Source organism: Micromonospora sp. NPDC005686 (assembly GCF_042871665.1).
Classification (GTDB): Bacteria; Actinomycetota; Actinomycetes; order Mycobacteriales; family Micromonosporaceae; genus Micromonospora.
The window spans coordinates 1-22,116 of the sequence record NZ_JBIAIY010000008.1 but is presented as its reverse complement, the minus strand read 5'-3'; the positions used below and the strand labels follow the sequence as shown (position 1 = coordinate 22,116).

Below are 22,116 nucleotides of genomic sequence, written 5' to 3'. Positions count from 1 at the left end.
ACCGGCCTCAGCCGGGATAGTCGCCGGGCCGGGCGCCCGGATTGGCGTTCAACCAGGATAGGTAGCGGTTGTACGCGGCCAGCTCGGCGTCGTCCGCCCCGTCGGCCGGAGCGGCCGGCACCCGCACGACGCGCACCGGCCGGCGTACCGCCGGGGCGCCGACCGGTACGGCGCCGGCGGTCACCGACGGCGGGCGGTCATCCGACGGCGCGGGGCCGTCCGACGGCGCCGGATCGTCCGACGCCGGGTCGGCGGCGCGCAGCGTCTGACGCACCTCACGCCACCAGACGAAGACCACGAAGGCGGCGAACACCGGCCATTCGATCGCGTAACCGAAGCTGAGCGCGTTCCCCCCGGCGGCGCGGGTGACCTGCCACCAGCCCAGCGCGAGGAAAGCCACCACGAGCACGACCATGGCCACGTGGCGGACGATCCACGCCGGTGTCCAGAGCCGATTCATGCCAACGAGAGTACCGGGGCCGCCGGTTGTCTCCGACACGGCGTCGTAGTCCGGGCGGTGGTTTGGTGACACGCCCGCTGGGCATCCGTTTAGTTGCCAACCCGAACGAGACGAGGGGGCGACCATGACCGAATCGGTACGCCGGGACGCGAGCCCGGAACAGCGGGTCGCGGAGTGGGACGGCGACCACGCCCGCACCGTCGACGGCGAGCAGCTCGGGGTGGACCCGGCGGAGCTGGGCGACGACGACCTGGTCCGGGAGATGCAGAGCCTGCACCGGACCCGGCTGGACACGCTGCGGCACGCCACCGACTCTGCACTCGCCAACCACCTGCGGCGCACCGCCGAACTGGAGACGGAGTACCTGGCCCGGCACCCCGGCCGGGAGGTCGACCCGAGCCGGCTGCGGGACGCCTGATGGCCAGCCACGCCGAGCGCGGCATGTCCGCGCCGCCGGAGGTGGTGTTCAACACCGCGACCGATCCGGACCGCTCCTCGGCCTGGCTGCCCGAGCGGTTGCGCAGCTCCGGCGCCTGCCGGGTGGAGGTCGTCGACGCCGACGACATGCGGGCCCGGTGGAGCGCCGCGGACTGGTCCGCCGAGATCGACGTGGAGCCGGCCGACGCGGGCGGTGCCCGGGTACGGCTGGACCTGGCCGGGCCGGACCACGACCTGGCCGACGAGATCCTGGCCAACCTCGACCGCGAGGTGGCCGACAACCTGACCGCCGGCTGAGCACGGCCGCACGACTAGTACGAGGAGGCCGGGTTGACCGGGAGTGGCCTGAAGCAGAAGGTGGCGCGCCTGCGCCAGGCGTACGCGCCGCACGAGCATCGGCCGCTGGAGGGCTATCTCAAGGCGATGGGCACGTACGCCGGGGTGACCGCCGGGCTCGTCGGCCTGGTCCGGGCGACCGGCCGACCGGTGCCCGAGCGGCCCACGCCCGCGGACGTGGTGCTGCTCTCGATCGCCACGCACAAGCTCAGCCGGCTGCTGTCCAAGGACGCGATCACCAGCCCGCTGCGGGCGCCGTTCACCCGTTACGACCACCCGATCGGCAGCGGCGAGGTGATGGAGCAGGTCCGCGACGAGGGCAGCCCGACCCGGCACGCGCTCGGCGAGCTGGTGAGCTGCCCCTTCTGCCTCGCGGTCTGGGTGGCCACCGGGCTGACCGGCGGACTGGTGCTGGCACCCCGGCTGACCCGGCTGGTCGCCACCGCGCTGACCGCGGTGGCCGCCTCCGACTTCCTTCAGATGGGGTACGCGGTGGCCCAGCAGGCGGCCGAGGGTGGTTGCCACCACCAGGAGTGAGAAGCGGACACGAAAGGGGGCCGGCGCGCGGGCGCCGGCCCCCTTTCCGTGCCTCCCACCCGTCAGGTGGGGGTGGTGCCGTGGTCCTCGCCGGCCCAGCCGCGCGACGCCTCCGGCTCCCGCTCGTCCTCGTCCTCCCCGGTGACGATCTCCCGGTCCACGGCGGTGCGGTCGTGCTCGTTGGCGAAGTCCGGCTCGGGCAGTGTGTCGACGCCCTCCGGGGGCTGGCCGAGCGCCGCCAGGTGCTCGTGGTCGGGGTTGCGGTCGGTCATGTCGCGTCCTCTCGTCGGCGGGGGCTCAGGCGACCGTGCCGCCCAGCAGATCGGCCGCTTCGTCCGCCGCGTACTCGCCCTCGGGGAGGGCGGCGATCCGGGTGAGCAGTTCCGCGGGGAGTTCGGCGGCCACCGCCCGGCGGTAGATGTCCGCCTGGGTGATCCGCTCCTGGCCGTGGTAGACGTCGTCGAGCAAGTCGTCGAGCGGCCGGGTGTCGGGCTGCTCGGTCACGGGCGCGTCATCGGTCACGCCGACCACCTACCCGACCCCGAACCGGTCAAACTCGCCCCAACCCCGCTCAGGCCCGCGCCGGAAGCGTGGCGCGGCGGGCCCGGACGGCCCGGGCCAGGTGCTCCAGGACCTCGGCCGTGGTGTCCCAGCCGATGCAGGCGTCGGTGACCGACTGGCCGTACGCCAGCTCCCGGGTCGGGTCCAGGTCCTGCCGGCCGGGGACCAGGAAGCTCTCCAGCATGATCCCGGCGATCCCGCGCTGGCCGGCGGCGAGCTGGGCGGCCACGTCGGCGGCGACGAGCGGCTGGTTGCGGTGGTCCTTGCCGCTGTTGGCGTGGCTGGCGTCGACCACCACCCGCTCCGGCAGGCCCGCGGCGCGCAGCAGTTCCAGCGCCCCGGCCACCGACTCCGCGTCGTAGTTCGGCCGCCCGCCCCCGCCGCGCAGCACCAGGTGGCCGTCCGCGTTGCCCCGGGTGTGCATGATCGCCGGGGTGCCGGAGACGTCGATGCCGGGGAACACGTGCGGCACACCGGCGGCGCGGATCGCGTCCACGGCGGTGGCGATGCTGCCGTCCGGCCGGTTCTTCATGCCGATCGGCATGGACAGCCCGGAGGCGAGCTGCCGGTGCACCTGGCTCTCCACGGTCCGCGCGCCGATCGCGCCCCACGCCACCGTGTCCGCGATGTACTGCGGGGTGATCGGGTCGAGGAACTCGCAGCCCACCGGCAGGCCCAGTCGCAGCACGTCGAGCAGGAGCGCCCGCGCGGTACGCAGGCCGGTGTTCACGTCGCCGGAGCCGTCCAGCGCCGGGTCGTTGATCAGGCCCTTCCAGCCCACCGTCGAACGGGGCTTCTCGAAGTACACACGCATGACCACGAGCAGGTCGTCGGCGACCCGCGTGGCGGCCTCGCGCAGCCGGCCCGCGTACTCCAGGGCGGCGGCCGGGTCGTGCACGGAGCAGGGGCCCACGACGACGAGCAACCGGTCGTCGGCGCGGTCCAGCACCCGGGCGACGGCCCGCCGGCCCGCCACGACGGTCTCGGCCAGCGGGGTGTCGAGCGGCAGGTGGTGGTGCAGCAGGGCCGGGGTGGTCAGCGGCACCACACGGTCGATGCGCTGGTCGATGATCGGATGGGCGTCCTGGGGGGTGGCCACGGTGGGGATCCTTCCGCCGACCGTGCCCCCGTGCCGGCGCCCGGGGATCGAGCCGGCTGCTCGCGTGCGAAAGGCAAGGAAACGATCCCTGCCCGGCCGGCTCGAAGAGGAAGTGACGTCAGCTCATGGTCGAGTCACCGGCTCCTCCAGCCGGCTGCCTAAACCATCGATACGACCGCGTCACGTCGGCCAGCGTACCCGACGCGCGGCGAAAAGCCCGCTCCGTTCCGAAGTGCGGAACGCGGGGTATGAGATCGCCATGACCACGAGCCACGACCCGAGTGACCAGGAACGAATCGAATCCCGGGCGCATCTGCTGCCGGAGGAGGCGGCGGCGGGCAGCGACGACGCCGAGGCGCAGGCCGACGCGATCCTCGCCGAGTCCGACATTCGCGAGGCGGACCAGAACGCCGCCCCCGACACGGTGCTGGAGCACCGCACCTCCGAGCAGACCGTCACCCCCATCGAGCCGCCCGACTGAGCCCGGCGCCCCGGGCCCGGCGGGACCCCCGGTAACTGTCGTCCCGCAGCCGGGCCAGCGGGCCGGTCAGGCACAACCCCGGCGGCACGTTGCCGATCGGATCGAACGCGAGCGCGGCGTCCTCGGCGGCGCCGCGCTCGTCGTCGAGGCGTACCTCGCCGAACGGCCGCCAGCGGCCCACCGCCGAGGCCACCGCGAGCACCAGCCGGGGCTCGCCGCCCGCCACCGCCGCGCCCGCCTCGGCCAGGCCGCGGCCCAGGTCCGGCGAGTCCGGGTCGGCCAGCACGGCCAGGAACAGCCGCCGCCCGCCGGCCCGGAACGGCATGATCGACGTGTACGTCCCGGTGAAGCGCCGCCGGGGCAGCGGCAGGTTCCGCAGCACCGGCGCGGCGCCGCTGGAACTCCACAGCAGGTCCACCGGCGGCTCCGGGTCGCGGTGCAGCCGTACCGCCACGCCCAGCACGTCCGGCCAGGCGCCCGGCGTCGGCACGCCCTTGGAGAGGCGGATCGTGGCCGGCCACCGGCCGGGTGAGTCGAGCAACGGCACCCCGGTCGGCGGTCCCGGCGTACCCCAGATCCGGGCCTCGCCGGCGAACGTGCGCCCGGCCGGGTGCAGCAGCCGGGCGTGCCGGAGCCGGGCCAGCGCGGCGGCGGCGCGCTCGACGGCGGAAGACGTGGTGGTGGCCATGCCCGCCGGGTACCCCGGCGCGCACCGACGATGCCTCCGGCGTGCGTGTCACCTTTCCGCCTCCGAGATCGGATAGCGTCACCTCATGCCCGACAGCGGTTTCCCCTGGCCGATCGAGACGACCCGACTGGACAACGGCCTGCGTGTGGTGGTGAGCGAGGACCGCACCGCCCCGGCCGTGGCGGTCAACCTCTGGTACGACGTGGGCTCACGCCATGAGCCGACGGGACAGACCGGCTTCGCCCACCTCTTCGAGCACCTCATGTTCGAGGGCTCGGTGAACGTGGCGAAGACCGAGCACATGAAGCTGATCCAGGGCGCGGGCGGCTCGCTCAACGCGACCACCAACCCGGACCGGACCAACTACTTCGAGACGGTCCCGGCCGAGCACCTGGAGTTGGCGCTCTGGCTGGAGGCCGACCGGATGGGCGGGCTGGTGCCGGCGCTGACCCAGGAGACGCTGGACAACCAGCGCGACGTGGTGAAGAACGAGCGCCGGCAGCGCTACGAGAACGTGCCGTACGGCGACGCCTGGCTGCGGCTGCTGCCGCTGCTCTACCCGCCCGGCCACCCGTACCACCACGCCACGATCGGGTCGATGGCCGACCTGAACGCCGCCGACCTGGCCACCTTCCAGGAGTTCCACAGCACCTACTACGCGCCCAACAACGCGGTCCTCACGGTGGCCGGCGACACAGAAGCGGCGGAGGTGTTCGCGCTCGCCGACAAGTACTTCGGCGGCCTGGCCGCGCGCGCCGAGATCCCGGCCGCGCCGGACGGCCGTACCGTGCCGGCCACCGGCCGTCCCGCGCTGGAGACGGTCACCGCCGACGTGCCCGCCCCCCGCGTCTACCTCGCGCACCGCACCCAACCGTTCGGCACCCAGGGGTACGACGTGACGACGGTGCTGGCCACCGTGCTCGGCAGCGGCCGGGGCAGCCGCCTCTACCAGCGGCTGGCCGACGGCGAGCGGATCGCCCAGCCGGACCTGGTCGGCGCGTACGGGGTGGATCTGGCGCACGCACCCGCCCCGCTGATCGCCACCGCCACGGCCCGCCCCGGAGTGAGCGCCGAGCGGCTGCGCGACGGGCTGGCCGAGGTGGTCGACGAGCTGGCCACGGTGCCGGTGACCGCCGCCGAGCTGGATCGGGCCAAGGCGCTGCTGAGCACCATGTGGTGGCGGCAGATGGCCACTGTGGACGGGCGGGCGGACACGCTCGGCCGCTACGCCACCCAGTTCGGCGACCCGGCCCGCGCCGCCGACCGGCTGCCGGCCTGGCTCGCGGTGACCGCGGAGCAGATCGCCGAGCAGGCCGCCGAGCTGCTCGGCGCCGCCGACCGGGTGATCCTGACCTACCTGCCCGAGGAGAAGTGATGTCGCTGATCACCACCCGTCCCGGCCCCGGTGCCGCCCGCGCCTACCGGTTTCCGCAGGTGGTCCGGCGAACGGTGGCCGGCGGCCAGGTGGTCGCCGCGCACCTGCCCGGGCAGAACCTCGCCGTCGCGCTGCTGCTGCTCGACGGTGGCGCCGGCCGGGAGCCGGTCGGCAAGGAGGGCCTCGGCGCGGTGCTGGCCAAGGCGCTGGAGGAGGGCACCGCCCAGCGGGACGCCACCGCGTACGCGCTGGCCATCGAGGCGCTCGGCACCGAGCTGGCGACCGGGCTCGACTGGGACTCGTTCCAGGTGAGCGTGCAGGTGCCGGTGGACCGGCTGAGCGCCGCCGTGGAGCTGCTGGCCGAGGCGGTCCGTACGCCCCGGCTCGACCCGGCCGACGTGCTGCGCGTGCGCGACGACGAGGCGACCGCGCTGCGGATGGACTGGGCCAATCCCGGCCCGCGTGCCGACGCGGTGCTGCGCGCCGAGCTGTTCGGCGCGCAGCACCGGTGGGGCCGCCCGCTCTACGGCGACCCGGACAGCGTGGCCGCGCTGGAGGTGGACGACGTCACCGTCTTCCACTCGGAGTGGTTCATCCGCCCCGGCACGCTCGTCGTCGTCGGTGACCTGGAGCGGATCGACCTGGACGCGCTCGCCGCGACGGCGTTCGCCGGCACCGGCGGGGGGCCCGTGGAACGCGGCGCCCCGATCGACGTGCCGATGGCCGGGCAGCGGCGGATCGTCCTGGTCGACCGGCCCGGCTCGGTGCAGTCCACGCTGCGCCTCGGCCACCCGTCCCCGCACCGGGCCAACCCGGACCACGTGCCGATGACGCTCGCCGGCACCGTGCTCGGCGGCGCGTTCACCTCCCGGCTCAACCATCTGATCCGTGAGGTACGCGGCTACACGTACGGGATCCGGGGCGACTTCGCCTCGTCCCGGCGGTTCGGCCGGTTCGCGGTCAGCTCCGGAGTGCAGACCGGGGTGACGGCGCCGGCGCTGGTCGAGTCGGTGGGCGAGATCTCGCGTACCCAGCTCACCGGCGTCACCGAGGACGAGCTGGAGGTGGCGCGCTCCTGGCGGGCCGGGCAGCTCTCGGTCGAGTTGCAGAGCCCGCGGGCGATCGCCTCGGCCCTGACCACGCTCGTCGTGCACGACCTGCCGGACGACTACCACGCGCGGCTGCGGGAGCAACTGCTCGCCGCGACCGTCGAGGAGGTCTCCGCCGCGGCCGCGACGTACCTGCGCCCCGAGTCGCTGACGATGGTGGTCGAGGGCGACGCGGCGGTCATCCGGGACGAGCTGGTCGCCAGCGGTCTCGGCGAGGTGGTCGACCACACCTGACCGGGCGGGGCGGCGGGCCTGTGATTCCCGTCGCCCCCCATCCGCGCGGTGGGAAACGTTTCCCACCCGCGCCGCCCGGCTGGGTAGCCTCGCGGGCATGAGGATCGGCATTGTGGGAGCCACTGGTCAGGTCGGTGGCGTCATGCGGCAGGTGCTGGCGGCGCGCGAGTTCCCGGCGGAGCAGGTTCGCCTGTTCGCCTCGGCCCGGTCGGCCGGGCGCACGCTGCCCTGGCGCGACGGCGAGGTCACGGTCGAGGACGCGGCCACGGCGGACTACCGCGGGCTGGACATCGTGCTCTTCTCGGCGGGCAAGGGCACCGCGAAGGAGCTGGCTCCCCGGGTCGCCGAGGCCGGCGCCGTGGTGATCGACAACTCCTCGGCGTTCCGGATGGACCCGCAGGTGCCGCTGGTGGTGGCCGAGGTCAACCCGCACGCGATCGCGGACCGCCCGAAGGGCATCGTGGCGAACCCGAACTGCACCACGATGGCCGCCATGCCGGTGCTGCGTCCGCTGCACGACGAGGCCGGACTGGTCAGCCTCGTCGTCGCCACGTACCAGGCGGTCTCCGGTGCCGGCCTGGCCGGGGTGGCGGAACTGGACGAGCAGGTCCGCAAGGTGGCCGGGGACGCCACCGGGCTCGCCTTCGACGGCGGGGCCGTCGAGTTCCCGGCGGCGCGCTCGTTCGCCCGCCCGATCGCCTTCAACGTGCTCCCGCTCGCCGGCTCGATCGTCGACGACGGCTCCTTCGAGACCGACGAGGAGCAGAAGCTGCGCAACGAGAGCCGCAAGATCCTGGAGATCCCCGGCCTGAAGGTCTCCGGCACGTGCGTGCGGGTGCCGGTCTTCACCGGCCACTCGTTGCAGATCAACGCCCGGTTCGCCCGGCCGATCGACCCGGCCCGCGCCCGTGAGCTGCTCGACGGCGCACCCGGCGTGGCGCTGCGTGACGTGCCGACGCCGCTGGAGGCGGCCGGCCAGGACCCGACGTTCGTCGGGCGGATCCGGGCCGACGAGACCGTCGAGCACGGGCTCGCGCTGTTCTGCGCCAACGACAACCTGCGCAAGGGCGCGGCGCTCAACGCCGTGCAGCTCGCCGAGTTGGTCGCCGCCGAACGCTGACGCCGCCGTCGTGGGCGCCCCCGCGTTACCCCGGCTCGGCCGGCGGGTAGACCGCCGTGCCGACACCGAGAGGGGAGCACCATGACAACGGTCGGAGAGTTCATGACGACCCGGTTGGTGACGATGGACGGCAACGACACGCTCGTCGCCGCGGCGCAGGAGATGCGCGACAGCGCCATCGGCGACGTGGTCGTCACCGACGGCGACAACGTGGTCGGCATCGTGACGGATCGGGACATCACGGTACGGGGCGTCGCGGAGGACATGGACCCCACCGCCACCCGGCTCAACCAGATCACCAGCCGGGACGTGGTGACCGTGAGCCAGAACGACGATGTCGTGGCCGCCGCCGACCTCATGCGCACGTACGCGGTCCGCCGGCTCCCGGTGGTCGACGACGGCCGGCTGGTCGGCCTGATCTCCATGGGTGACCTGGCTGTGGAACGGGAACCCCAGTCGGTGCTCGCGGACATCAGCGCCGACGATCCCAACAACTGACCTGTCCGCCGCGAGGACGCCGGTCCCCGGTTCGGGGACCGGCGTCGCGTGTCCGCGCCGTGGTGCCGGGCTCACCCGGTCCGGGCGAGGTTGACCCCGGACCGGGTGGGGACACGGAGCTGGGCAGGTGGACCGCGGATCGCGGGAGGAGTCACCCGGATGGTGGACATGACCACGAGATTCTTCGAGGACCTGGATCGGCGCGGGTTCGAGCCGCTGCTCGCCAAGACATCCGGAACGCTCCGCTTCGACCTGCACGAGGGCCCGCACACCACGCACTGGCTGCTGGAGATCGATCACGGGAACCTGCGGGTCCGGCAGGAGGACGGCGAGGCGGACACCGTCGTCGGCACCGACCCGCGTCTGTTCGCCGAGATGGTCGGCGGCGAGGAGAACCCCATCGCGGCGCTGCTGCGCGGCGACATGACAGTCGTCGGCGACCTGCGGCTCGTGTTGCAGGTCGAGCGGGTCTTCCCCGGCCCGCCGGACTCCCGGGGACCGCACCACACGTTCGCCGGGAGGGCTGCCTGATGCCCGGCGGCAACACGGTCCGGATCCTGGACGGCAACACGTTCGTGGTGAGCCAGGACACCGGCGACATCGAGGCCACAGCGAGCGAGCCGACCGGCCTGTTCTCGCTCGACACGCGGTACCTGTCGAAGTGGGTGCTCACCGTCAACGGCGAGCGGCTCAACGCGTTGTCCTACGACGACCTGCAGTACTACGAGGCCCGGTTCTTCCTGGTGCCCGGCGTGGCCACGCACTACACGGACGCGAAGCTGTCGGTCATCCGGGAGCGGGCTGTCGGCGGCAGCTTCCGCGAGACGGTGACCATCCTCAACCACGACGAGAAGGCGATCGACCTGGAGATCCGGATGGACGCCGGGGCCGACTTCGCCGACCTCTTCCAGGTCAAGGACGAGATCCTCAACAAGAAGGGCGAACACTACGCCGAGGCCGAGCCGGACCGGCTGCGCCTGGGCTACCGGCGCGGCAACTTCCGGCGCGAGACGTTCGTCTCCGCCAATCGGCCGGCCCGCTACGACCAGCGCGGCTTCGCCTGGAGCATCCGGCTGGAGCCCAACGAGCAGTGGGACGCCGTCATCGACGTGCAGACGTTCGCGATCGGCCCCGGCGGCCGGGACCTGCGGATGGGACTGCGCGCGCACGGCACCGAGCGGCTCGCGCTCCAGCACGACCTGGAGGAGTGGATCGCCCGGGCCCCGAAGGTGAACAGCGAACACGACGAGATCGCCGCCACGTACCGGCGCAGTCTGGTCGACCTCGCCGCGCTGCGCTTCTCGCCGCTGTCGCTCGGCGGGCAGACGCTGCCCGCGGCGGGCCTGCCCTGGTTCATGACCATGTTCGGCCGGGACAGCATCCTCACCTGCCTGCAGGTGCTGCCGTTCGCGCCGGAGATGTCGAAGACCACGCTGCGCATCCTCGGCGCGCTCCAGGGCGCCCGGTTCGACGACTTCCGGGACGAGGACCCGGGCCGGATCCTGCACGAGATGCGGTACGGCGAGACCGCCGCGTTCGAGGAACAGCCGCACTCGCCGTACTACGGCTCGGTGGACGCGACGCCGCTGTTCGTGGTGCTGCTCGACGAGTACGAGCGGTGGAGCGGCGACGGCGCGCTGGTCAAGGAGCTGGAACGGGAGTGCCGGGCCGCGCTGAAGTGGATCGACGACTACGCCGACCTGCTCGGCAACGGCTACATCTGGTACGAGCGGCGCAACACCGACACCGGCCTGGAGAACCAGTGCTGGAAGGACTCGTGGGACTCCATCTCGTACGCCGACGGCACGCTGCCGCCGTTCCCGCGGGCCACCTGCGAGGTGCAGGGGTACGCGTACGACGCGAAGACGCGGGCCGCCCGGATGGCCCGGACGTTCTGGGGCGACCCCGCGTACGCCGATCAGCTGGAACGCGAGGCGGCGGAGCTGAAGCGGCGCTTCAACAACGACTGGTGGGTCGCCGACCAGGGCTTCTACGCGCTCGCGCTGGACCCGGACGGACGCCAGTGCGACGTGCTCAGCTCCAACATCGGCCACCTGCTGTGGAGCGGGATCGTGGACGAGGAGCGGGCGCCGAGGATCGCGGAGCATCTGCTCGGGCCCCGGCTCTGGTCCGGCTGGGGGGTGCGGACGCTGGCCGAGGGCGAGGTCCGCTACAACCCGATCGGCTACCACAACGGCACGATCTGGCCGTTCGACAACTCCTTCGCGGCGTGGGGCCTGCGCCGGTACGGCTTCGCCGAGGAGGCGGCCACGGTGGCCAACGGCATCCTGGACGCGGCCACCTACTTCGGCGGCCGCCTGCCGGAGGCGTTCGGCGGTTACCAGCGCGAGCTGACGAATTTCCCGGTCGAGTACCCGACCGCGTGCAGCCCGCAGGCCTGGTCCACCGGTGCGCCGCTGCTGCTGCTGCGGACCATGCTGGGGCTGGAGCCGCACGAGGGGCACCTGGTGGTCGACCCGCAGCTGCCGGTGGGCATGGGACGGATCGAGGTGCTGGACATCCCGGGCCGCTGGGGTCGGGTGGACGCGTTCGCCAGGGGCCGGCTCGACCTGGACGAGCTGCCCGACTGAGCCGGCTCGGTGGCGGGGCGGCGGCTCAGTGGCCCGGCGGCGGTGCGGTGTGCGCCTCGTTCGGCGGGAGCAGGCAGAACTCGTTGCCCTCCGGGTCGGCCAGCACGGTCCAGCGCGGCAGCTCGCGCACGACCGTCGCGCCCGCCTCCAGCACCGCGGCCCGCTCCTCGGCGTCGCCGACCAGGTCGAGGTGGATCCGGCCGGGCGCCGGCAGCACGTCGGCCGGGCTGATCCACAGGTCCGGACGCCGGCCGTGCGGATCACGCAGCAGCACCGCCTCGGCCGGTGCGAGCGTGCCCTCGGCGAGCTTCACCCGATCGTCCTCGACCACCGGCAGCCCGGTGACCGCACTCCAGAACGGGGCCAGCAGGTAGGGGTCGCGGCAGTGGATGACGATCGCGGCGAGGTCGGGCATGCCTCGAAACTAGTCGCCCGCGACGGCGGGCAGGACGCTGTCCAGGAACGCGGCGGCAGCCGCGCGTAGATCGGGCCGGGCCAGGTCGAGCGCGTGCCCGCCGTGGGTGAGCCACAGATGCGCCGGGTGGCCGGCGGCGAGCAGCCGGCCGGTCAAATCGATCGACTGGGCGGCCGGCACCGCGACGTCGTCGCGCCCCTGCACCAGCAGCACCGGCACGCCGGAGCCGAGGTGGGTGGCGACTGTGGCGTCGATCGTGGCCGGATCGTCCGCAGCCGGCGGTCGGCCCAGCAGGTCGGTCCACGGGTCGTCGCCGGGGGCACGCCGGCGCCGCTGCTCCGGGTCGAGCGGGTCGACGGGTGCCCAGTACGCGAGCACGCCCGCCACGTCGCCGGGGCGGTCCACCCCGCGCAGGCCGAGCTGAAGGGCCAGCATCCCGCCGGCCGAGTCGCCGGCCACCAGCAGCGGAAGGCCGCCCGCCGCGGCCCGGGCGGCCCGGGCCGCGTCGCGTACGTCGTCGAGCTGGGCCGGCCAGTGCGCCTGGTGGGAGAATTGGTACGTGGCCGCGACCACGCGCAGCCCGAGCGACGCGAGCGCCGCCCCGTCCTCCTCGGCGCGGGCCCGCCAGCCGCCACCGTGGATCCAGAGCAGCACAGCGCGTTCGGTCATGGCGTCATCGTCACCGCAGCCGGGCCGGTGCGCCACCCGGTTCTGCCGAGGGCAGGTCGGCCCTGGGGTCGCGTAACCTACTCGGGGTAAAGTTTCGGCATGTCGGAACTCGTGTACCCACCTGTGATCACCGCCGCCAAGACGATGTTCCGGCTGCTCGACCTGCGTCTGGACGTGTCCGGCAGCGAGCACGTGCCGGCCACCGGCGGCGCCGTCCTCGCGTCCAACCACGTGAGCTACCTCGACTTCATCTTCTGCGGCTACGGCGCCCACCCGGCGAAGCGGCTGGTCCGGTTCATGGCCAAGGACAGCGTCTTCCGGCACCGCGTCTCCGGTCCGCTGATGCGCGGCATGAAGCACATCCCGGTCAACCGCGCGGCCGGCGCCGGCTCGTACGCCGCAGCTGTCGGCGCGCTGCGCCGGGGCGAGGTGGTGGGCGTCTTCCCGGAGGCGACGATCAGCCGCTCCTTCACCGTCAAGGACCTGAAGAACGGCGCGGCCCGGATGTCGCAGGAGGCAGGCGTGCCGCTGCTGCCGGTGGCGCTGTGGGGCACGCAGCGGCTGTGGACCAAGGACCGCCCGCGTACGCTGACCCGCCGGCACACGCCGATCACCATCATCGTCGGCGAGCCGATGGACCCGGCGGCCTACCCGGACGCCACCGTCATGACCGCCGACCTGCGTACCCGCCTGTCGGCGCTGGTGGACCGGGCCCAGCGGGAGTACCCGGACAAGCCGTCCGGCCCGGACGACGCCTGGTGGCAGCCGGCCCACCTGGGCGGCGGCGCGCCGACCCCGGAGGAGGCCGTCGAGCTGGACCGGTCCGGGCGCCGCACCCGCAGCGCCTCCTGACCTTCGCGCCCTTTCGAGCGTCAGCAGGCGGAGCCGGGCTGGTCGTGTGCCGGGAAGCCGGACCACGACCACTGCGACGTCTCGGCCTCCGGCGAACGGTAGTAGTCGTCGCGCGACAGGAACTCCACCGGCAGCGAGCCCGGCAGCGTCACGGTGCCGAGCATCGGGCCGGGGGAGGCGGCCACCCGGACGGCGAGCACTTCCCGTTCCGGCGGGGACAGATCGACCAGTTCGGCGTTCGCCAGCCGGAAGCCGGCCACCGCGCGGCGCACCTGCCGGGCCAACGCGGCCACCGGGCCGACCGGGCCGGTCAGCGCCAGCGCGGGCTGCCGGATGGTACGCAGCGCGTCGCAGACGACGCGCAGCTCACCGCTGCCGTCGCCGACCTCGGCCAGGTGCAGCCGGGACGGCCACTGCCAGCGGATCTGCGCGCTGACCAGGCGGGACGGCCGGACCGGGCGCCGGTGCCGGGCGCCCGTCCGGCCGTCCCGCCCGGAGACCAGTGACAGCTCGGAGCCGGTGCAGACGTACGCCATCCGGCGGTCGGTCACGGTGACCGTCGCCGGGGTGGGCAGCGACCAGCAGCGGACGTCCTCGCTCGGGCCGAGCAGGTGGCCGGCGACGCGCAGGCGGTGCTGGCCGAGCAGGCGTTCGCCCGGCTCGGGTACCAGCTCGTAGCGCCGGTCGAGCACGGGACGGGTGGGGTCGTCGTCGGCGTCGAACCGGTGTGGTCCGACGAAGAAGGGTGTGGCGTCCTCCGGCACGGTACGACCTCCCGGTGACGGTTGGCGGTATCGGTGAGCCTGCCGGGTTCCTGGGGTGACTGTCATGACGCCTGTTAGGGGGTCGTCCGGTCGGCCGACGCCTGCGACCGGTAGATGCCGATATCTTCCGGTCGGACGAGTCCGTCCTCGATCGCCCGGGCGAGCAGCGCCGCCTTCGTGGCAGCCGGACGACCCGCTCGGGTGTACTTGATCCGCGCACGGTCGACGTACTGCTTCACCGTGTGCTCACTGATCTGCATCCGGCGTGCCACAGACGCCTTCGACATCGACTGGAACCACAGCAGCAGCGCCTCGCGTTCCTTGTCCGACAGGGACGGACGGTCCGGACGGGCGTCACCGACCATCGCGCCGGCCAGCGCCGGCGGCACGTACGGCCGGTCGCTCGCCGCCGCCAGCACCGTGGCCACACAGTGCTCGCGCCCCTCGTGCTTGGCCAGGAACGCGACCGCGCCGGCATCGAGCGCGGCCAGCATGGTCTGCGGGTCGCTGTGCTCGGAGTAGACCACCACCCGGCGCCCCGCCGCGCTCAGCTCGGCCAGCTTGTCCAGCACCATCCGGCCGTGCAGGCGCAGGTCGAGCAGCACCACCTCGGCGTCCGGCGCGGCCCGCAGCACCTCGTCCGGGTCGTCGCCGGTGGCCAGCACCCGCAACCGTGGTTCGCCGGCCAGCCAGGCGCGCACCCCGTCGATCACCACCGGGTGGTCGTCCACGATCGCCACCCCGATCGGGGTGCCAGCGTTCACGTCCGCCGCCAGCGGGTCTGCGTCCATCTGATCTCCCCGTCGCGTTCGTGCAGGTGCTCCACCGGCCCGTACGCGCCGGCCGCCGGCTCGTCCGGGCCGTCGTGATCCGGTGTCACCAGGCTCACCACCACCTCGTCCGGGCCCGCGACCACCGTCAGCCGGGCCCAGCCCTGGGCGGCGGCGAGCGCCGCCGTGAGCGGGTCGGCCAGCCCGCGGCGGATCTCCACCGGCAACTCCGGTGGCGTGCCGACCGACACCAGGTCGATCGGTAGTCCGTTGCGCTCGGCCAGGTCGGCCGCCGCGCGCAGTTCGTGCAGCAACGCGTCCGGCACGTCGTCCGACTCCGCGATCAGACGGCGCAGCCGGGCCGCGGCCAGCACCGCGCGTCGCCGTACCGCCGGGTCGGCCGGGTCGGCCGCGCCGGCCGCCAGTTCGGCCAGCACCTCCTCGGCGGTGCCGCTGACCAGGGCCAGTCGCGCCTGCCGTTCGGTGCGGGCCCGTTCGGCCGCCTCCTGCTCCGCCGCCACGGCGAGCGTCGCCGCAGCGGTGGCCGCCCGGTCCCGGGCCTGCGCGGTGAGCGCCGCCGCGCCGACGAACACCGCCACCGGCAGCGTGGAGGTGCCGTAGACGTACATCGCGGTGCGGCTCAGGTCGGCCGGAGCGGTCGCCCCGTACAGCACCACCGCCGCCAGCGCGATCGCGCCGTGCGCGGCGAGCATGACCAGCAGCCAGCGTGCCGGCCGCTGCCAGATGGCCAGGAGGAAGAACCAGGCCAGGCCGCCCCACACCCAGTTGGCGGTGCTGAACAGGAACCGCTCGCCGGCCCCCGCGACCACCGCCGCGTCGACCACCAGCAGCACCGCGGCAAGCGGCCCGGCCGGCGGCAGTCCGCCGCGCAGCAGCCGTACCCCGGCCCCGACCCCGACCAGCGCGGTCACCAGCCAGCCCGTCGCCACCACGGCCGGGGCCGCCATCCCCTGCCCGGCCCGCGACACGGCCGGCAACGCGACCCCCAGGTGCCAGGCCGCCGCGATGACGATCACCGCGATCCGCGCGCCCTGGTCGGACGCGTCGGCCACCGCGTGCGCCTCGGGCGGGGCCGTCGGCGCTCCGGCGCGCGTCGCCGCCCGCGGCCGGGGCAGCCGTAGCGCGGGGCCGGCCGTCGCCGCCGTACCGGACTCAGTCGCCACCGGACCACTCCAGCCGGATCCGGGTGCCGGCGCCAGGGGCGGAAGTCACCACCGCCCGACCGCCCACAGTGCTCATCCGCCCGTGGATCGACTCGCGCAGCCCGTACCGGTGGGCCGGAACCATCGACGGGTCGAAGCCGGGACCGTCGTCGGTCACCTCGACCACGACGGTGTCGCCCTCGCGGGCCAGGCGCAGCGAGGCGGCCGCACCCGGCGCGTGCCGCGCCACGTTCGCCAGCGCGGCGGCGGCGCTGTCCGCGAGCGCCGTGGCGGCCTCCGCCGGCAGCCGGCACGGTTCCAGGGTCGCGGCCACCGTCGGGCCGGGCGCACCGGCGAGCACGTCGCGCAGCCGTTCGTCCAAATCGGCCTCGCCGGCCGCGCTCGCGGTCCGCGCCCCCGCCAGGGCGGTGAGGGTACGCAGGTCGTGCGCGCAGCGTTCGCGCAACGTCGCCGAGTCGGGGACCGCGCCGAGTCCGACCATGGTGAGCGTGCCCAGGACCGTGTCGTGCAGATCGCGGTTGTGCCGCCGTTCGGCCTCGCGGGCGGCGCGCGCCACCACCGCCTCGCGGGACAACCGCTGGTAGTCGGCGAACGCGGCGTCGGCGCGGCCGATCCGGCGGCGCATCACCGCTGTCATCACCGCGGTGCTGCCGGTCTGCACCAGCAGTGTCGCGGCGTGCGCCCGCGCCTCGGCCGGGTTGCCGGCCAGCGTGGCGCCGGTGCCGTACGCGGCGGCGACCAGCAGGCCGGCCGGCACGGACCAGCGGGCCGGTGCGGTGGCCTGCGCGTTGATGATGGTCGAGCTCGCCAGCACCGCGATCCAGCTCGCCTCGCCCGGCAGCACCTCCGGCGCGACGAGCCACGGTACGGCGAGCGCGGCGGCAGTGGTCAGCGCCACGTCACCGGCGACCAGCGCGCCGTCGATGCCGTGCCGGAACGCCCGCCACGCGTACCGGACCGACCAGGCGGTGAGCACGACGACCGCGGGGATCAACAGCGCGACCCGCACCGGCGGCGTACGCACCGACAGCGCGACCACCGCGCCGACCAGGCCGCAGGTGAGCCGCAGCAGCGCCGGCAGGGTGGTGAAGATCAGGGTGAACGCGTCACCCGCCGGGCGGGCCAGCGGGGGCCGTGGCAGCGGCATGGCGGCAGCGACCGGCATCGGGGGGATGTCCTTCCGGCAGCGACCCGGCCGGGTCCGCGCGGCTTAGATTGACGCCGGAGAATAACATGTTTTGTCGCAACTGGTCACCCTTGGTGTTTGACGAGTTTCACTCCGCCGTAAAGCGTCCGGTGCTCAACGCCGCACGGCGGCGAGCAGGTGAGCGCTGGCGCCGACGATCGCGGCGTCCCGCTCGAACGTCTCGGCGCAGGTCACCGCGTCGGCGAACAACCGCTCGTGCGACCCGGTGCCGAGCGCGTTCAGCAGCGGCCACAGCGGACCCTCCACCCCGTACACCTCCGGGGTGGGCAGTCCGGCCGCGACGAAGTCGGCGGCCAGTTCCTCCGGCCGATGGAAGAACGCGGTGGTGAAACCGGTGCGCGGATCGTTCACGCCGGTCTCGTACTCGACGCGCAGCAACCGCCGGTTGTGCTCGTCCACGCGGCCCTGCGCGCTCAGGTCGATCAGCGCGGCGTGGCGGCTGATCGCCGCCGCCACGATCGCCCCGCCCGGCCGGGTCACCCGCGCCGCCTCGCGCAGCGCCGCCACCCGGTCGGCCTGCCGTGGCAGGTGGTAGAGCGGGCCGAGCAGCAGCGTCGCGTCCGCCGCCGCGTCGGGCGACGGCAACGCGCGGGCGTCACCCACCGACGCGGTCACGAGCGGGTACGCGGACCGCGCCGCCGCCACGTGTGCGGGCACCAGGTCGACCAGGTGCACCCGGTAACCGGCCGCGGCGAGCGGGCCCGCGTAGGCCCCGGGACCGCCGCCGACGTCCAGCACGTCCGCGGGTGCGGCGGGTAGCAGCCGGGCGAGCAGGTCCCGGGTACGGCGAGCCTCCAGCCGGCCCTGCGGTGATCCTTCCAGCCGGTCGGCCTCGACGTAGACCTCTGTGTAGTAGCGACGGACGTCCGGCTCGGGTAGGCGGTTCGCAGACATGCGTCGATGGTTGCCGAGAAGGGGAGCTCCGGCATCTGCTTTAGGTTGCCGGAGCCGCCTATCCTGCCGGGCATGGCATACCAGCCGGCCATGGCGCCGCCGAAGAAGTCCAAGCGAACCCTGTTCATCGTGCTGGGCGTGGTGCTGGCGCTGTGTTGTTCCGGGGGTGTGCTGGGTGGCTTCCTCCTCTTCCGGGTGGTGCAGGACGCCACCGGCCCGGCCCGGTCCGTGGCGGAGAGCTACGCCGAGGCGATCGTCGACCGGAACTATCCCGCCGCGTACCGGCAGTTCTGCTCCCAGGTGCGCGACCAGGTCAGCGAGACGGACTTCGAACGCCTGCAGTCCTCGCAGCCGGAGTTCACCGGCTACGACATCGTCGGGCTGAACGTGTCGAACAACAACGGACGGGTGAGCGGGTCGACGACCATCCGCTTCACCCCGAAAGTCGGCAGCAAGGTGACGCAGTCGTTCCCGCTGGTGAAGGAAGACGGGGAGTGGCGGCTCTGCGAGTGAGCCGGTCGCGCGCCTCCGCGCGCACCTGATCCACTTGTGGCATGGCTTCCTCTCCCACCGCACCGATTCCGCCGGCCGTCGAGGACCGGCTTGCCCGCGAGCGCAACGTCTGGCTCTGCACGCTGCGCCGGGACGGCTCCCCGCACGTCACGCCGGTGTGGTTCGTCTACGCCGGCGGCGTCTGGTGGATCGGCTGCGAGGGGCGCAGCGTCAAGGCCCGCAACGTGGCGGCCGACCCCCGCGTCTCGCTAGCCCTGGAGGACGGCGTCCACCCGGTCGTCGCGGAGGGCGACGCCCGCGTGCACCGCGCCGACTTCCCGCCCGGGATCGTCGCGGCGTTCGCGGAGAAGTACGGCGGATGGGACATCCGGCAGCCGGTCACCGCGGACGGTGACCGGGTGCTGCTGGAGGTACCCGTCCGGCGGTGGCTGCTGGCCGGCACGGCACGCTGATCCTCAGTCGCCGGAGAACCCCCAGAAGTAGAGCTCGCTCGGGGCGCCCGCGTCGTCGTGCAGCACGGCGTACCGGCCGAACCAGCGCTGCTCGGCCAGCGGCGCGAGCGCGTCGACGTGGGCGCGGGTCGGCCGGGCGACGCCTGCTCGTTCGAGCGCCTCCGCCTCGGTCACCGGCGCAAACGCCCCGAAGCCTGGCGCCTCGCCGTCGGCCAGCACCCGCGTCATGTCCAGGATGGAGTGTGTGCCGGACTCCTGCACCCGCTCGTCCACCCACAGCTCCTCCTCGCTGCGGGGGCGGTCCGGGAAGTCGGCGGCGGACGAGCCGAACTCGCCCGGCACCGCCCACCAGTAGTCGCCGGCCTCGAAGACCTGTCGGCGCAGTTCGTCCAACGCGGCCTGGGCGTCCGGCTGGTATGCCACGAAATAGTCCCAACCCGATGCGCCCACGCTGCCTCCCGGTGAATCCGCTCGTCGACCGCCACCGCAGGCGGCCATGCGATCATGCCCGAGGCCACCGACGAAACCGCCGGGTCATCGCGGCTCGGATTCCTGTGCCACTCTCTCCGCCATGCGCTTGTCGTCCAGCCTTGGAGTGGCCGCGCTCGTGGCCGGCCTGCTGTCGGTCGGAGCGGCACTGCTCGCCATGCCGGACGCGTCACTCCTGTGGGCCGTGGTCACCTTGGGGGCGTTGTGCGGCCACGCGTTCACGGCCTCCGGCACGCCCCGGGTGAGGTGGGGCGCCGCCGCCGGTGCCGGGATGTTCGCCCTGGTGGCGGCCGCGAACCTGCTCTGGCACCGGCAACAGGCGGCTGACGCGGGCGAGCCGGCACGGGGCCAGCCGGCGACGCGGGCGTACCTGCTGGAGAGCTGGCAGGACGGCATGGACCGGCAGCGGTTGACCGCGTGGGGTCTCGTTCTCGGCGTACTCCTGCTCGCGGTCGCCGTGTCGGCGCTGCCGGCACGCGGCGGGCGACGGGGTGTGGTGACGGCGGTCCTGGCGGTGGCCGCGCTCGTCTGGTGCGGGCTGAGCGCGGCGACGACGCCCGGCGAACCGCCGCTGCCCGACCTGGCCGACGCGGCGCTCGACGGCGTCGAGGCAGGTGCCGCCGAGGTGCTGGCCGACCAGTGGAGCCGGGACGTCAAGTCCCGGCTGACGCTGAAGCCGGAGGAGTTCAACGCCGCGATGGACCGGGCTCTGGCGGCACTGACGACCTGAGCGGGCTTGGCTGTACCGTCCCGGTCGTGGCCGCATTCGACGCGGAGACCGATCCCCGCACAGACCTGGGCTTCCGTCTCCTGAGCAACACACCGGTGACCCTCTTCTGGCGCACGTCGGTCCTCGACCGGACGACGGAGTGGTTGCGCGATCACGGTTACCAGGTCACCGAACTGGACGCCTCGGGCTGGACGACCGAGGAGGCCATGCACCGGGACGTGGCGGCCGTGCTCGGGTTCCCCGGCTACTACGGGCACAACCTCGACGCCCTCAACGACTGCATGCGTGACGTCGTGAGGCAGGACTACGGCTGGCCGCCCGCGGCAACCGGCCTCGCCCTCGTGTTCACCGGCTACGATGCGTTCGCCACGCACTGCCCGAGGGCCGCGCAGGTCGTGCTGGACATCATGGCGCTTCACTCCCGCCGGGCGGGTCTGATCGGCCGGCGTCTGGTGTGTCTCGTGCAGAGCAACGATCCGCAGATCCGGTTCCAGCCGGTCGGCGCGGTACCCGCGACCTGGAACGACGCGGAGTGGGCGAACGCCGACCGGCGGCCGGACGGGCCCGAGACGCCCGGTCCGGTCGCCGGTCGGCGTGGGCGAGTGGTCCTGGCCGTACGGCGAGCACTGCACCGGATCCGTCCGAGCCGGTAGGTCCCGCAGCGCAGTGCGTCACCGGCCGGGCGGACGGACTCCGGCAGAGGAGCACCGCTCGCCTTCGTCGCCCTGCAGGCCGGCCCGCCGGCCGCGCCCGGCAGGATTCGAACCTGCGGCCTCGGGATTCGAAGAGGATCGCGGATGGCTGGTCACGGTAGCCTGCCCCTGCTCACGCAGTCTGCTGCTGTCCGGCCGTGCCGGCGTCTGCTGGCAGTCTCGGCTGTACAGATAGCTGTACGGGGAGGGGTTCGCTGATGACGCTCTCGGCGGAAGACAAGTTGGCGGTCCACGAGCTGATAGCTCTGCACGGGCATCTCATGGACGCTGGCGAATTCGACAGGATGGACGAGCTGTTCGCTGTCGACGTGGTGTACGACGTGACAGCCTTCGGAGCTGGCGAGTTGCACGGCTATGAGGAAATCAAGCAAGCAGCTCTAGCCCTAGGGGACAGGAATCCTGTGGGCCACCATGTCACGAACGTCTACGTGACCGAGGACGCGGATGGCACCGTCCGGGCTGTGTCGAAAGGAATTGGCATCAATTCCGACGGATCAGTCGGCAGCGTGGTTTACGAGGACGTCGTTCGTCGAGAGGCCGCAGGGTGGCGGATCGCCTATCGGAAGGTGAAACCGCGACGGGCGCCGCTGCGTCCATGACTTCTTCATTGCCTTGTCGTCCCCCAGCAGGGTCGGCTGTTGGCCGAGAAGACGGGGCGCTGGTCTCTCGGCAACGACTGGCCTGGAGGCGTTGTCCGTCTGTGCCTCAACGGTCGGGCTTCGTCGCGGGGAGCTGCTCGGGCCGGCCTGGTCGGATATCGACTTCGACGCCGGCACGCTGACCCTTTGCCAAACCGTGCAGCGGGCCGAGGGTCGCCTCCATTGCGGCCATTTAGAGGACGTCTAAGGCGTGTTTCGTAACTCGGGGTTGGCCGGTTGAAGTCACGGCGTGGCGGTGATCGATAACTGAAGAGGTCTCCGGTACTTGGTACAACGAC

At 73.3% G+C, this 22,116-nt stretch carries 28 protein-coding genes and 1 pseudogene; 16 read left to right on the top strand and 13 right to left on the bottom strand.

Translation table 11 applies throughout. The annotated features are described in order from the left end of the window. Positions 1-7 precede the first annotated feature (7 nt). On the bottom strand, positions 8-460 hold the full coding sequence (locus ACFYON_RS19080; RefSeq protein ID WP_354871014.1) for a hypothetical protein: 453 nt from the start codon (positions 458-460) through the stop codon (positions 8-10). A gap of 124 nt (positions 461-584) precedes the next feature. On the opposite strand from ACFYON_RS19080, the gene ACFYON_RS19075 reads away from it, so the two are divergent. The 3 genes from ACFYON_RS19075 to ACFYON_RS19065 are packed head-to-tail and all read left to right on the top strand — an operon-like array spanning position 585 to position 1,771. After that, positions 585-878 carry a DUF6158 family protein gene (locus tag ACFYON_RS19075; protein WP_354871012.1) on the top strand — a complete coding sequence of 98 codons (294 nt, stop codon included), beginning with the start codon at positions 585-587 and terminating at the stop codon, positions 876-878. Next, complete coding sequence (locus tag ACFYON_RS19070; protein ID WP_120573496.1) at positions 878-1,195, top strand: hypothetical protein; 318 nt, start codon at positions 878-880, stop codon at positions 1,193-1,195. Before ACFYON_RS19075 ends, ACFYON_RS19070 begins: the two co-directional genes overlap by 1 nt. Positions 1,196-1,228: 33 nt before the next feature. Then, on the top strand, positions 1,229-1,771 hold the full coding sequence (locus ACFYON_RS19065) for a DUF1360 domain-containing protein (RefSeq protein WP_354871009.1): 543 nt from the start codon (positions 1,229-1,231) through the stop codon (positions 1,769-1,771). Positions 1,772-1,833: 62 nt separating this feature from the next. Here ACFYON_RS19065 and ACFYON_RS19060 read toward each other — a convergent pair whose 3' ends face one another. The 3 genes from ACFYON_RS19060 to ACFYON_RS19050 are packed head-to-tail and all read right to left on the bottom strand — an operon-like array spanning position 1,834 to position 3,431. Further along, entirely contained in the window at positions 1,834-2,043 is a 210-nt protein-coding gene (locus ACFYON_RS19060) for a hypothetical protein (protein ID WP_354871007.1), read from the bottom strand. 25 nt (positions 2,044-2,068) lie between these two features. Further along, entirely contained in the window at positions 2,069-2,302 is a 234-nt protein-coding gene (locus tag ACFYON_RS19055) for a hypothetical protein (protein WP_387188710.1), read from the bottom strand. 40 nt (positions 2,303-2,342) lie between these two features. Beyond that, positions 2,343-3,431: a 3-deoxy-7-phosphoheptulonate synthase gene (locus ACFYON_RS19050; protein ID WP_387188712.1), complete on the bottom strand. Its 1,089-nt coding sequence runs from the start codon at positions 3,429-3,431 to the stop codon at positions 2,343-2,345. A gap of 259 nt (positions 3,432-3,690) precedes the next feature. On the opposite strand from ACFYON_RS19050, the gene ACFYON_RS19045 reads away from it, so the two are divergent. Further along, entirely contained in the window at positions 3,691-3,912 is a 222-nt protein-coding gene (locus ACFYON_RS19045; protein WP_354871002.1) for a hypothetical protein, read from the top strand. Here the strand turns inward: ACFYON_RS19045 and ACFYON_RS19040 are convergent. Continuing rightward, positions 3,887-4,600, bottom strand: a complete 714-nt coding sequence (locus tag ACFYON_RS19040) for a phosphodiesterase (protein ID WP_387189174.1) — start codon at positions 4,598-4,600, stop codon at positions 3,887-3,889. The two genes, ACFYON_RS19045 and ACFYON_RS19040, sit on opposite strands and share 26 nt — an antisense overlap. Positions 4,601-4,685: 85 nt before the next feature. On the opposite strand from ACFYON_RS19040, the gene ACFYON_RS19035 reads away from it, so the two are divergent. From ACFYON_RS19035 to ACFYON_RS19010, 6 genes are all read left to right on the top strand, one after another. Beyond that, the gene (locus ACFYON_RS19035; RefSeq protein ID WP_387189175.1) at positions 4,686-5,975 is read left to right on the top strand and encodes a M16 family metallopeptidase; all 1,290 of its coding nucleotides are present in this window, start codon (positions 4,686-4,688) and stop codon (positions 5,973-5,975) included. After that, complete coding sequence (locus ACFYON_RS19030; RefSeq protein ID WP_354870996.1) at positions 5,975-7,318, top strand: pitrilysin family protein; 1,344 nt, start codon at positions 5,975-5,977, stop codon at positions 7,316-7,318. Before ACFYON_RS19035 ends, ACFYON_RS19030 begins: the two co-directional genes overlap by 1 nt. Positions 7,319-7,415: 97 nt before the next feature. Then, a complete protein-coding gene (locus tag ACFYON_RS19025) occupies positions 7,416-8,438 on the top strand; it encodes an aspartate-semialdehyde dehydrogenase (RefSeq protein WP_354870993.1) in 1,023 nt (340 codons plus the stop codon). Between the two features lie 81 nt (positions 8,439-8,519). Then, complete coding sequence (locus ACFYON_RS19020; RefSeq protein WP_354870991.1) at positions 8,520-8,936, top strand: CBS domain-containing protein; 417 nt, start codon at positions 8,520-8,522, stop codon at positions 8,934-8,936. Positions 8,937-9,095: 159 nt separating this feature from the next. Beyond that, the gene (locus tag ACFYON_RS19015) at positions 9,096-9,467 is read left to right on the top strand and encodes an SCP2 sterol-binding domain-containing protein (RefSeq protein WP_354870988.1); all 372 of its coding nucleotides are present in this window, start codon (positions 9,096-9,098) and stop codon (positions 9,465-9,467) included. Further along, on the top strand, positions 9,467-11,527 hold the full coding sequence (locus tag ACFYON_RS19010) for a glycogen debranching N-terminal domain-containing protein (RefSeq protein WP_354870985.1): 2,061 nt from the start codon (positions 9,467-9,469) through the stop codon (positions 11,525-11,527). Before ACFYON_RS19015 ends, ACFYON_RS19010 begins: the two co-directional genes overlap by 1 nt. 25 nt (positions 11,528-11,552) lie before the next feature. Here ACFYON_RS19010 and ACFYON_RS19005 read toward each other — a convergent pair whose 3' ends face one another. Next, complete coding sequence (locus ACFYON_RS19005; RefSeq protein WP_354870982.1) at positions 11,553-11,942, bottom strand: VOC family protein; 390 nt, start codon at positions 11,940-11,942, stop codon at positions 11,553-11,555. Positions 11,943-11,951: 9 nt separating this feature from the next. Continuing rightward, positions 11,952-12,611 (bottom strand): alpha/beta hydrolase, encoded by a 660-nt coding sequence (locus ACFYON_RS19000; RefSeq protein ID WP_354870980.1) that lies wholly within the window; start codon positions 12,609-12,611, stop codon positions 11,952-11,954. A gap of 99 nt (positions 12,612-12,710) precedes the next feature. Between ACFYON_RS19000 and ACFYON_RS18995 the strand changes: the two genes are divergently transcribed. Next, positions 12,711-13,463 carry a lysophospholipid acyltransferase family protein gene (locus ACFYON_RS18995; protein WP_354870978.1) on the top strand — a complete coding sequence of 251 codons (753 nt, stop codon included), beginning with the start codon at positions 12,711-12,713 and terminating at the stop codon, positions 13,461-13,463. Between the two features lie 20 nt (positions 13,464-13,483). On the opposite strand, the gene ACFYON_RS18990 is transcribed toward ACFYON_RS18995, so the two are convergent. From ACFYON_RS18990 to ACFYON_RS18970, 5 genes are all read right to left on the bottom strand, one after another. Continuing rightward, a complete protein-coding gene (locus ACFYON_RS18990; protein ID WP_354870976.1) occupies positions 13,484-14,227 on the bottom strand; it encodes a hypothetical protein in 744 nt (247 codons plus the stop codon). Between the two features lie 74 nt (positions 14,228-14,301). After that, positions 14,302-15,018, bottom strand: coding sequence for a response regulator transcription factor (locus ACFYON_RS18985; RefSeq protein WP_354870974.1), 717 nt, complete (start codon positions 15,016-15,018; stop codon positions 14,302-14,304). Further along, positions 14,988-16,133, bottom strand: a complete 1,146-nt coding sequence (locus tag ACFYON_RS18980; RefSeq protein WP_354871270.1) for a hypothetical protein — start codon at positions 16,131-16,133, stop codon at positions 14,988-14,990. Before ACFYON_RS18980 ends, ACFYON_RS18985 begins: the two co-directional genes overlap by 31 nt. A gap of 37 nt (positions 16,134-16,170) precedes the next feature. Further along, the gene (locus ACFYON_RS18975; RefSeq protein WP_354870971.1) at positions 16,171-17,346 is read right to left on the bottom strand and encodes an ATP-binding protein; all 1,176 of its coding nucleotides are present in this window, start codon (positions 17,344-17,346) and stop codon (positions 16,171-16,173) included. A 135-nt stretch (positions 17,347-17,481) separates the two neighbouring features. After that, a complete protein-coding gene (locus tag ACFYON_RS18970) occupies positions 17,482-18,282 on the bottom strand; it encodes a class I SAM-dependent methyltransferase (protein WP_354870968.1) in 801 nt (266 codons plus the stop codon). A gap of 72 nt (positions 18,283-18,354) precedes the next feature. Between ACFYON_RS18970 and ACFYON_RS18965 the strand changes: the two genes are divergently transcribed. Next, the gene (locus ACFYON_RS18965) at positions 18,355-18,795 is read left to right on the top strand and encodes a hypothetical protein (protein ID WP_354870966.1); all 441 of its coding nucleotides are present in this window, start codon (positions 18,355-18,357) and stop codon (positions 18,793-18,795) included. Between the two features lie 41 nt (positions 18,796-18,836). Further along, entirely contained in the window at positions 18,837-19,247 is a 411-nt protein-coding gene (locus ACFYON_RS18960) for a TIGR03618 family F420-dependent PPOX class oxidoreductase (protein WP_354870964.1), read from the top strand. 3 nt (positions 19,248-19,250) lie between these two features. On the opposite strand, the gene ACFYON_RS18955 is transcribed toward ACFYON_RS18960, so the two are convergent. After that, positions 19,251-19,697 (bottom strand): hypothetical protein, encoded by a 447-nt coding sequence (locus ACFYON_RS18955; RefSeq protein WP_354870961.1) that lies wholly within the window; start codon positions 19,695-19,697, stop codon positions 19,251-19,253. A 121-nt stretch (positions 19,698-19,818) separates the two neighbouring features. Here ACFYON_RS18955 and ACFYON_RS18950 point away from each other — a divergent pair, with 121 nt between their 5' ends. From ACFYON_RS18950 to ACFYON_RS18940, 3 genes and pseudogenes are all read left to right on the top strand, one after another. After that, on the top strand, positions 19,819-20,466 hold the full coding sequence (locus tag ACFYON_RS18950) for an aminopeptidase (protein ID WP_354870959.1): 648 nt from the start codon (positions 19,819-19,821) through the stop codon (positions 20,464-20,466). A 26-nt stretch (positions 20,467-20,492) separates the two neighbouring features. Next, positions 20,493-21,032, top strand: a pseudogene (locus tag ACFYON_RS18945) (barstar family protein); the annotation flags it as partial. A 344-nt stretch (positions 21,033-21,376) separates the two neighbouring features. Continuing rightward, entirely contained in the window at positions 21,377-21,778 is a 402-nt protein-coding gene (locus ACFYON_RS18940; protein WP_354870957.1) for a nuclear transport factor 2 family protein, read from the top strand. Positions 21,779-22,116 lie beyond the last annotated feature (338 nt).

Bases quoted from the DNA above. Each gene is read 5' to 3' on its own strand.
- ACFYON_RS19080 (WP_354871014.1), bottom strand. From the start codon at position 460: ATGAATCGGCTCTGGACACCGGCGTGGATCGTCCGCCACGTGGCCATG.
- ACFYON_RS19075 (WP_354871012.1), top strand. From the start codon at position 585: ATGACCGAATCGGTACGCCGGGACGCGAGCCCGGAACAGCGGGTCGCG.
- ACFYON_RS19070 (WP_120573496.1), top strand. From the start codon at position 878: ATGGCCAGCCACGCCGAGCGCGGCATGTCCGCGCCGCCGGAGGTGGTG.
- ACFYON_RS19060 (WP_354871007.1), bottom strand. From the start codon at position 2,043: ATGACCGACCGCAACCCCGACCACGAGCACCTGGCGGCGCTCGGCCAG.
- ACFYON_RS19045 (WP_354871002.1), top strand. From the start codon at position 3,691: ATGACCACGAGCCACGACCCGAGTGACCAGGAACGAATCGAATCCCGG.
- ACFYON_RS19040 (WP_387189174.1), bottom strand. From the start codon at position 4,600: ATGGCCACCACCACGTCTTCCGCCGTCGAGCGCGCCGCCGCCGCGCTG.
- ACFYON_RS19035 (WP_387189175.1), top strand. From the start codon at position 4,686: ATGCCCGACAGCGGTTTCCCCTGGCCGATCGAGACGACCCGACTGGAC.
- ACFYON_RS19030 (WP_354870996.1), top strand. From the start codon at position 5,975: ATGTCGCTGATCACCACCCGTCCCGGCCCCGGTGCCGCCCGCGCCTAC.
- ACFYON_RS19025 (WP_354870993.1), top strand. From the start codon at position 7,416: ATGAGGATCGGCATTGTGGGAGCCACTGGTCAGGTCGGTGGCGTCATG.
- ACFYON_RS19020 (WP_354870991.1), top strand. From the start codon at position 8,520: ATGACAACGGTCGGAGAGTTCATGACGACCCGGTTGGTGACGATGGAC.
- ACFYON_RS19015 (WP_354870988.1), top strand. From the start codon at position 9,096: ATGGTGGACATGACCACGAGATTCTTCGAGGACCTGGATCGGCGCGGG.
- ACFYON_RS19010 (WP_354870985.1), top strand. From the start codon at position 9,467: ATGCCCGGCGGCAACACGGTCCGGATCCTGGACGGCAACACGTTCGTG.
- ACFYON_RS19005 (WP_354870982.1), bottom strand. From the start codon at position 11,942: ATGCCCGACCTCGCCGCGATCGTCATCCACTGCCGCGACCCCTACCTG.
- ACFYON_RS19000 (WP_354870980.1), bottom strand. From the start codon at position 12,611: ATGACCGAACGCGCTGTGCTGCTCTGGATCCACGGTGGCGGCTGGCGG.
- ACFYON_RS18995 (WP_354870978.1), top strand. From the start codon at position 12,711: ATGTCGGAACTCGTGTACCCACCTGTGATCACCGCCGCCAAGACGATG.
- ACFYON_RS18985 (WP_354870974.1), bottom strand. From the start codon at position 15,018: ATGGACGCAGACCCGCTGGCGGCGGACGTGAACGCTGGCACCCCGATC.
- ACFYON_RS18975 (WP_354870971.1), bottom strand. From the start codon at position 17,346: ATGCCGGTCGCTGCCGCCATGCCGCTGCCACGGCCCCCGCTGGCCCGC.
- ACFYON_RS18970 (WP_354870968.1), bottom strand. From the start codon at position 18,282: ATGTCTGCGAACCGCCTACCCGAGCCGGACGTCCGTCGCTACTACACA.
- ACFYON_RS18965 (WP_354870966.1), top strand. From the start codon at position 18,355: ATGGCATACCAGCCGGCCATGGCGCCGCCGAAGAAGTCCAAGCGAACC.
- ACFYON_RS18960 (WP_354870964.1), top strand. From the start codon at position 18,837: ATGGCTTCCTCTCCCACCGCACCGATTCCGCCGGCCGTCGAGGACCGG.
- ACFYON_RS18950 (WP_354870959.1), top strand. From the start codon at position 19,819: ATGCGCTTGTCGTCCAGCCTTGGAGTGGCCGCGCTCGTGGCCGGCCTG.
- ACFYON_RS18940 (WP_354870957.1), top strand. From the start codon at position 21,377: ATGACGCTCTCGGCGGAAGACAAGTTGGCGGTCCACGAGCTGATAGCT.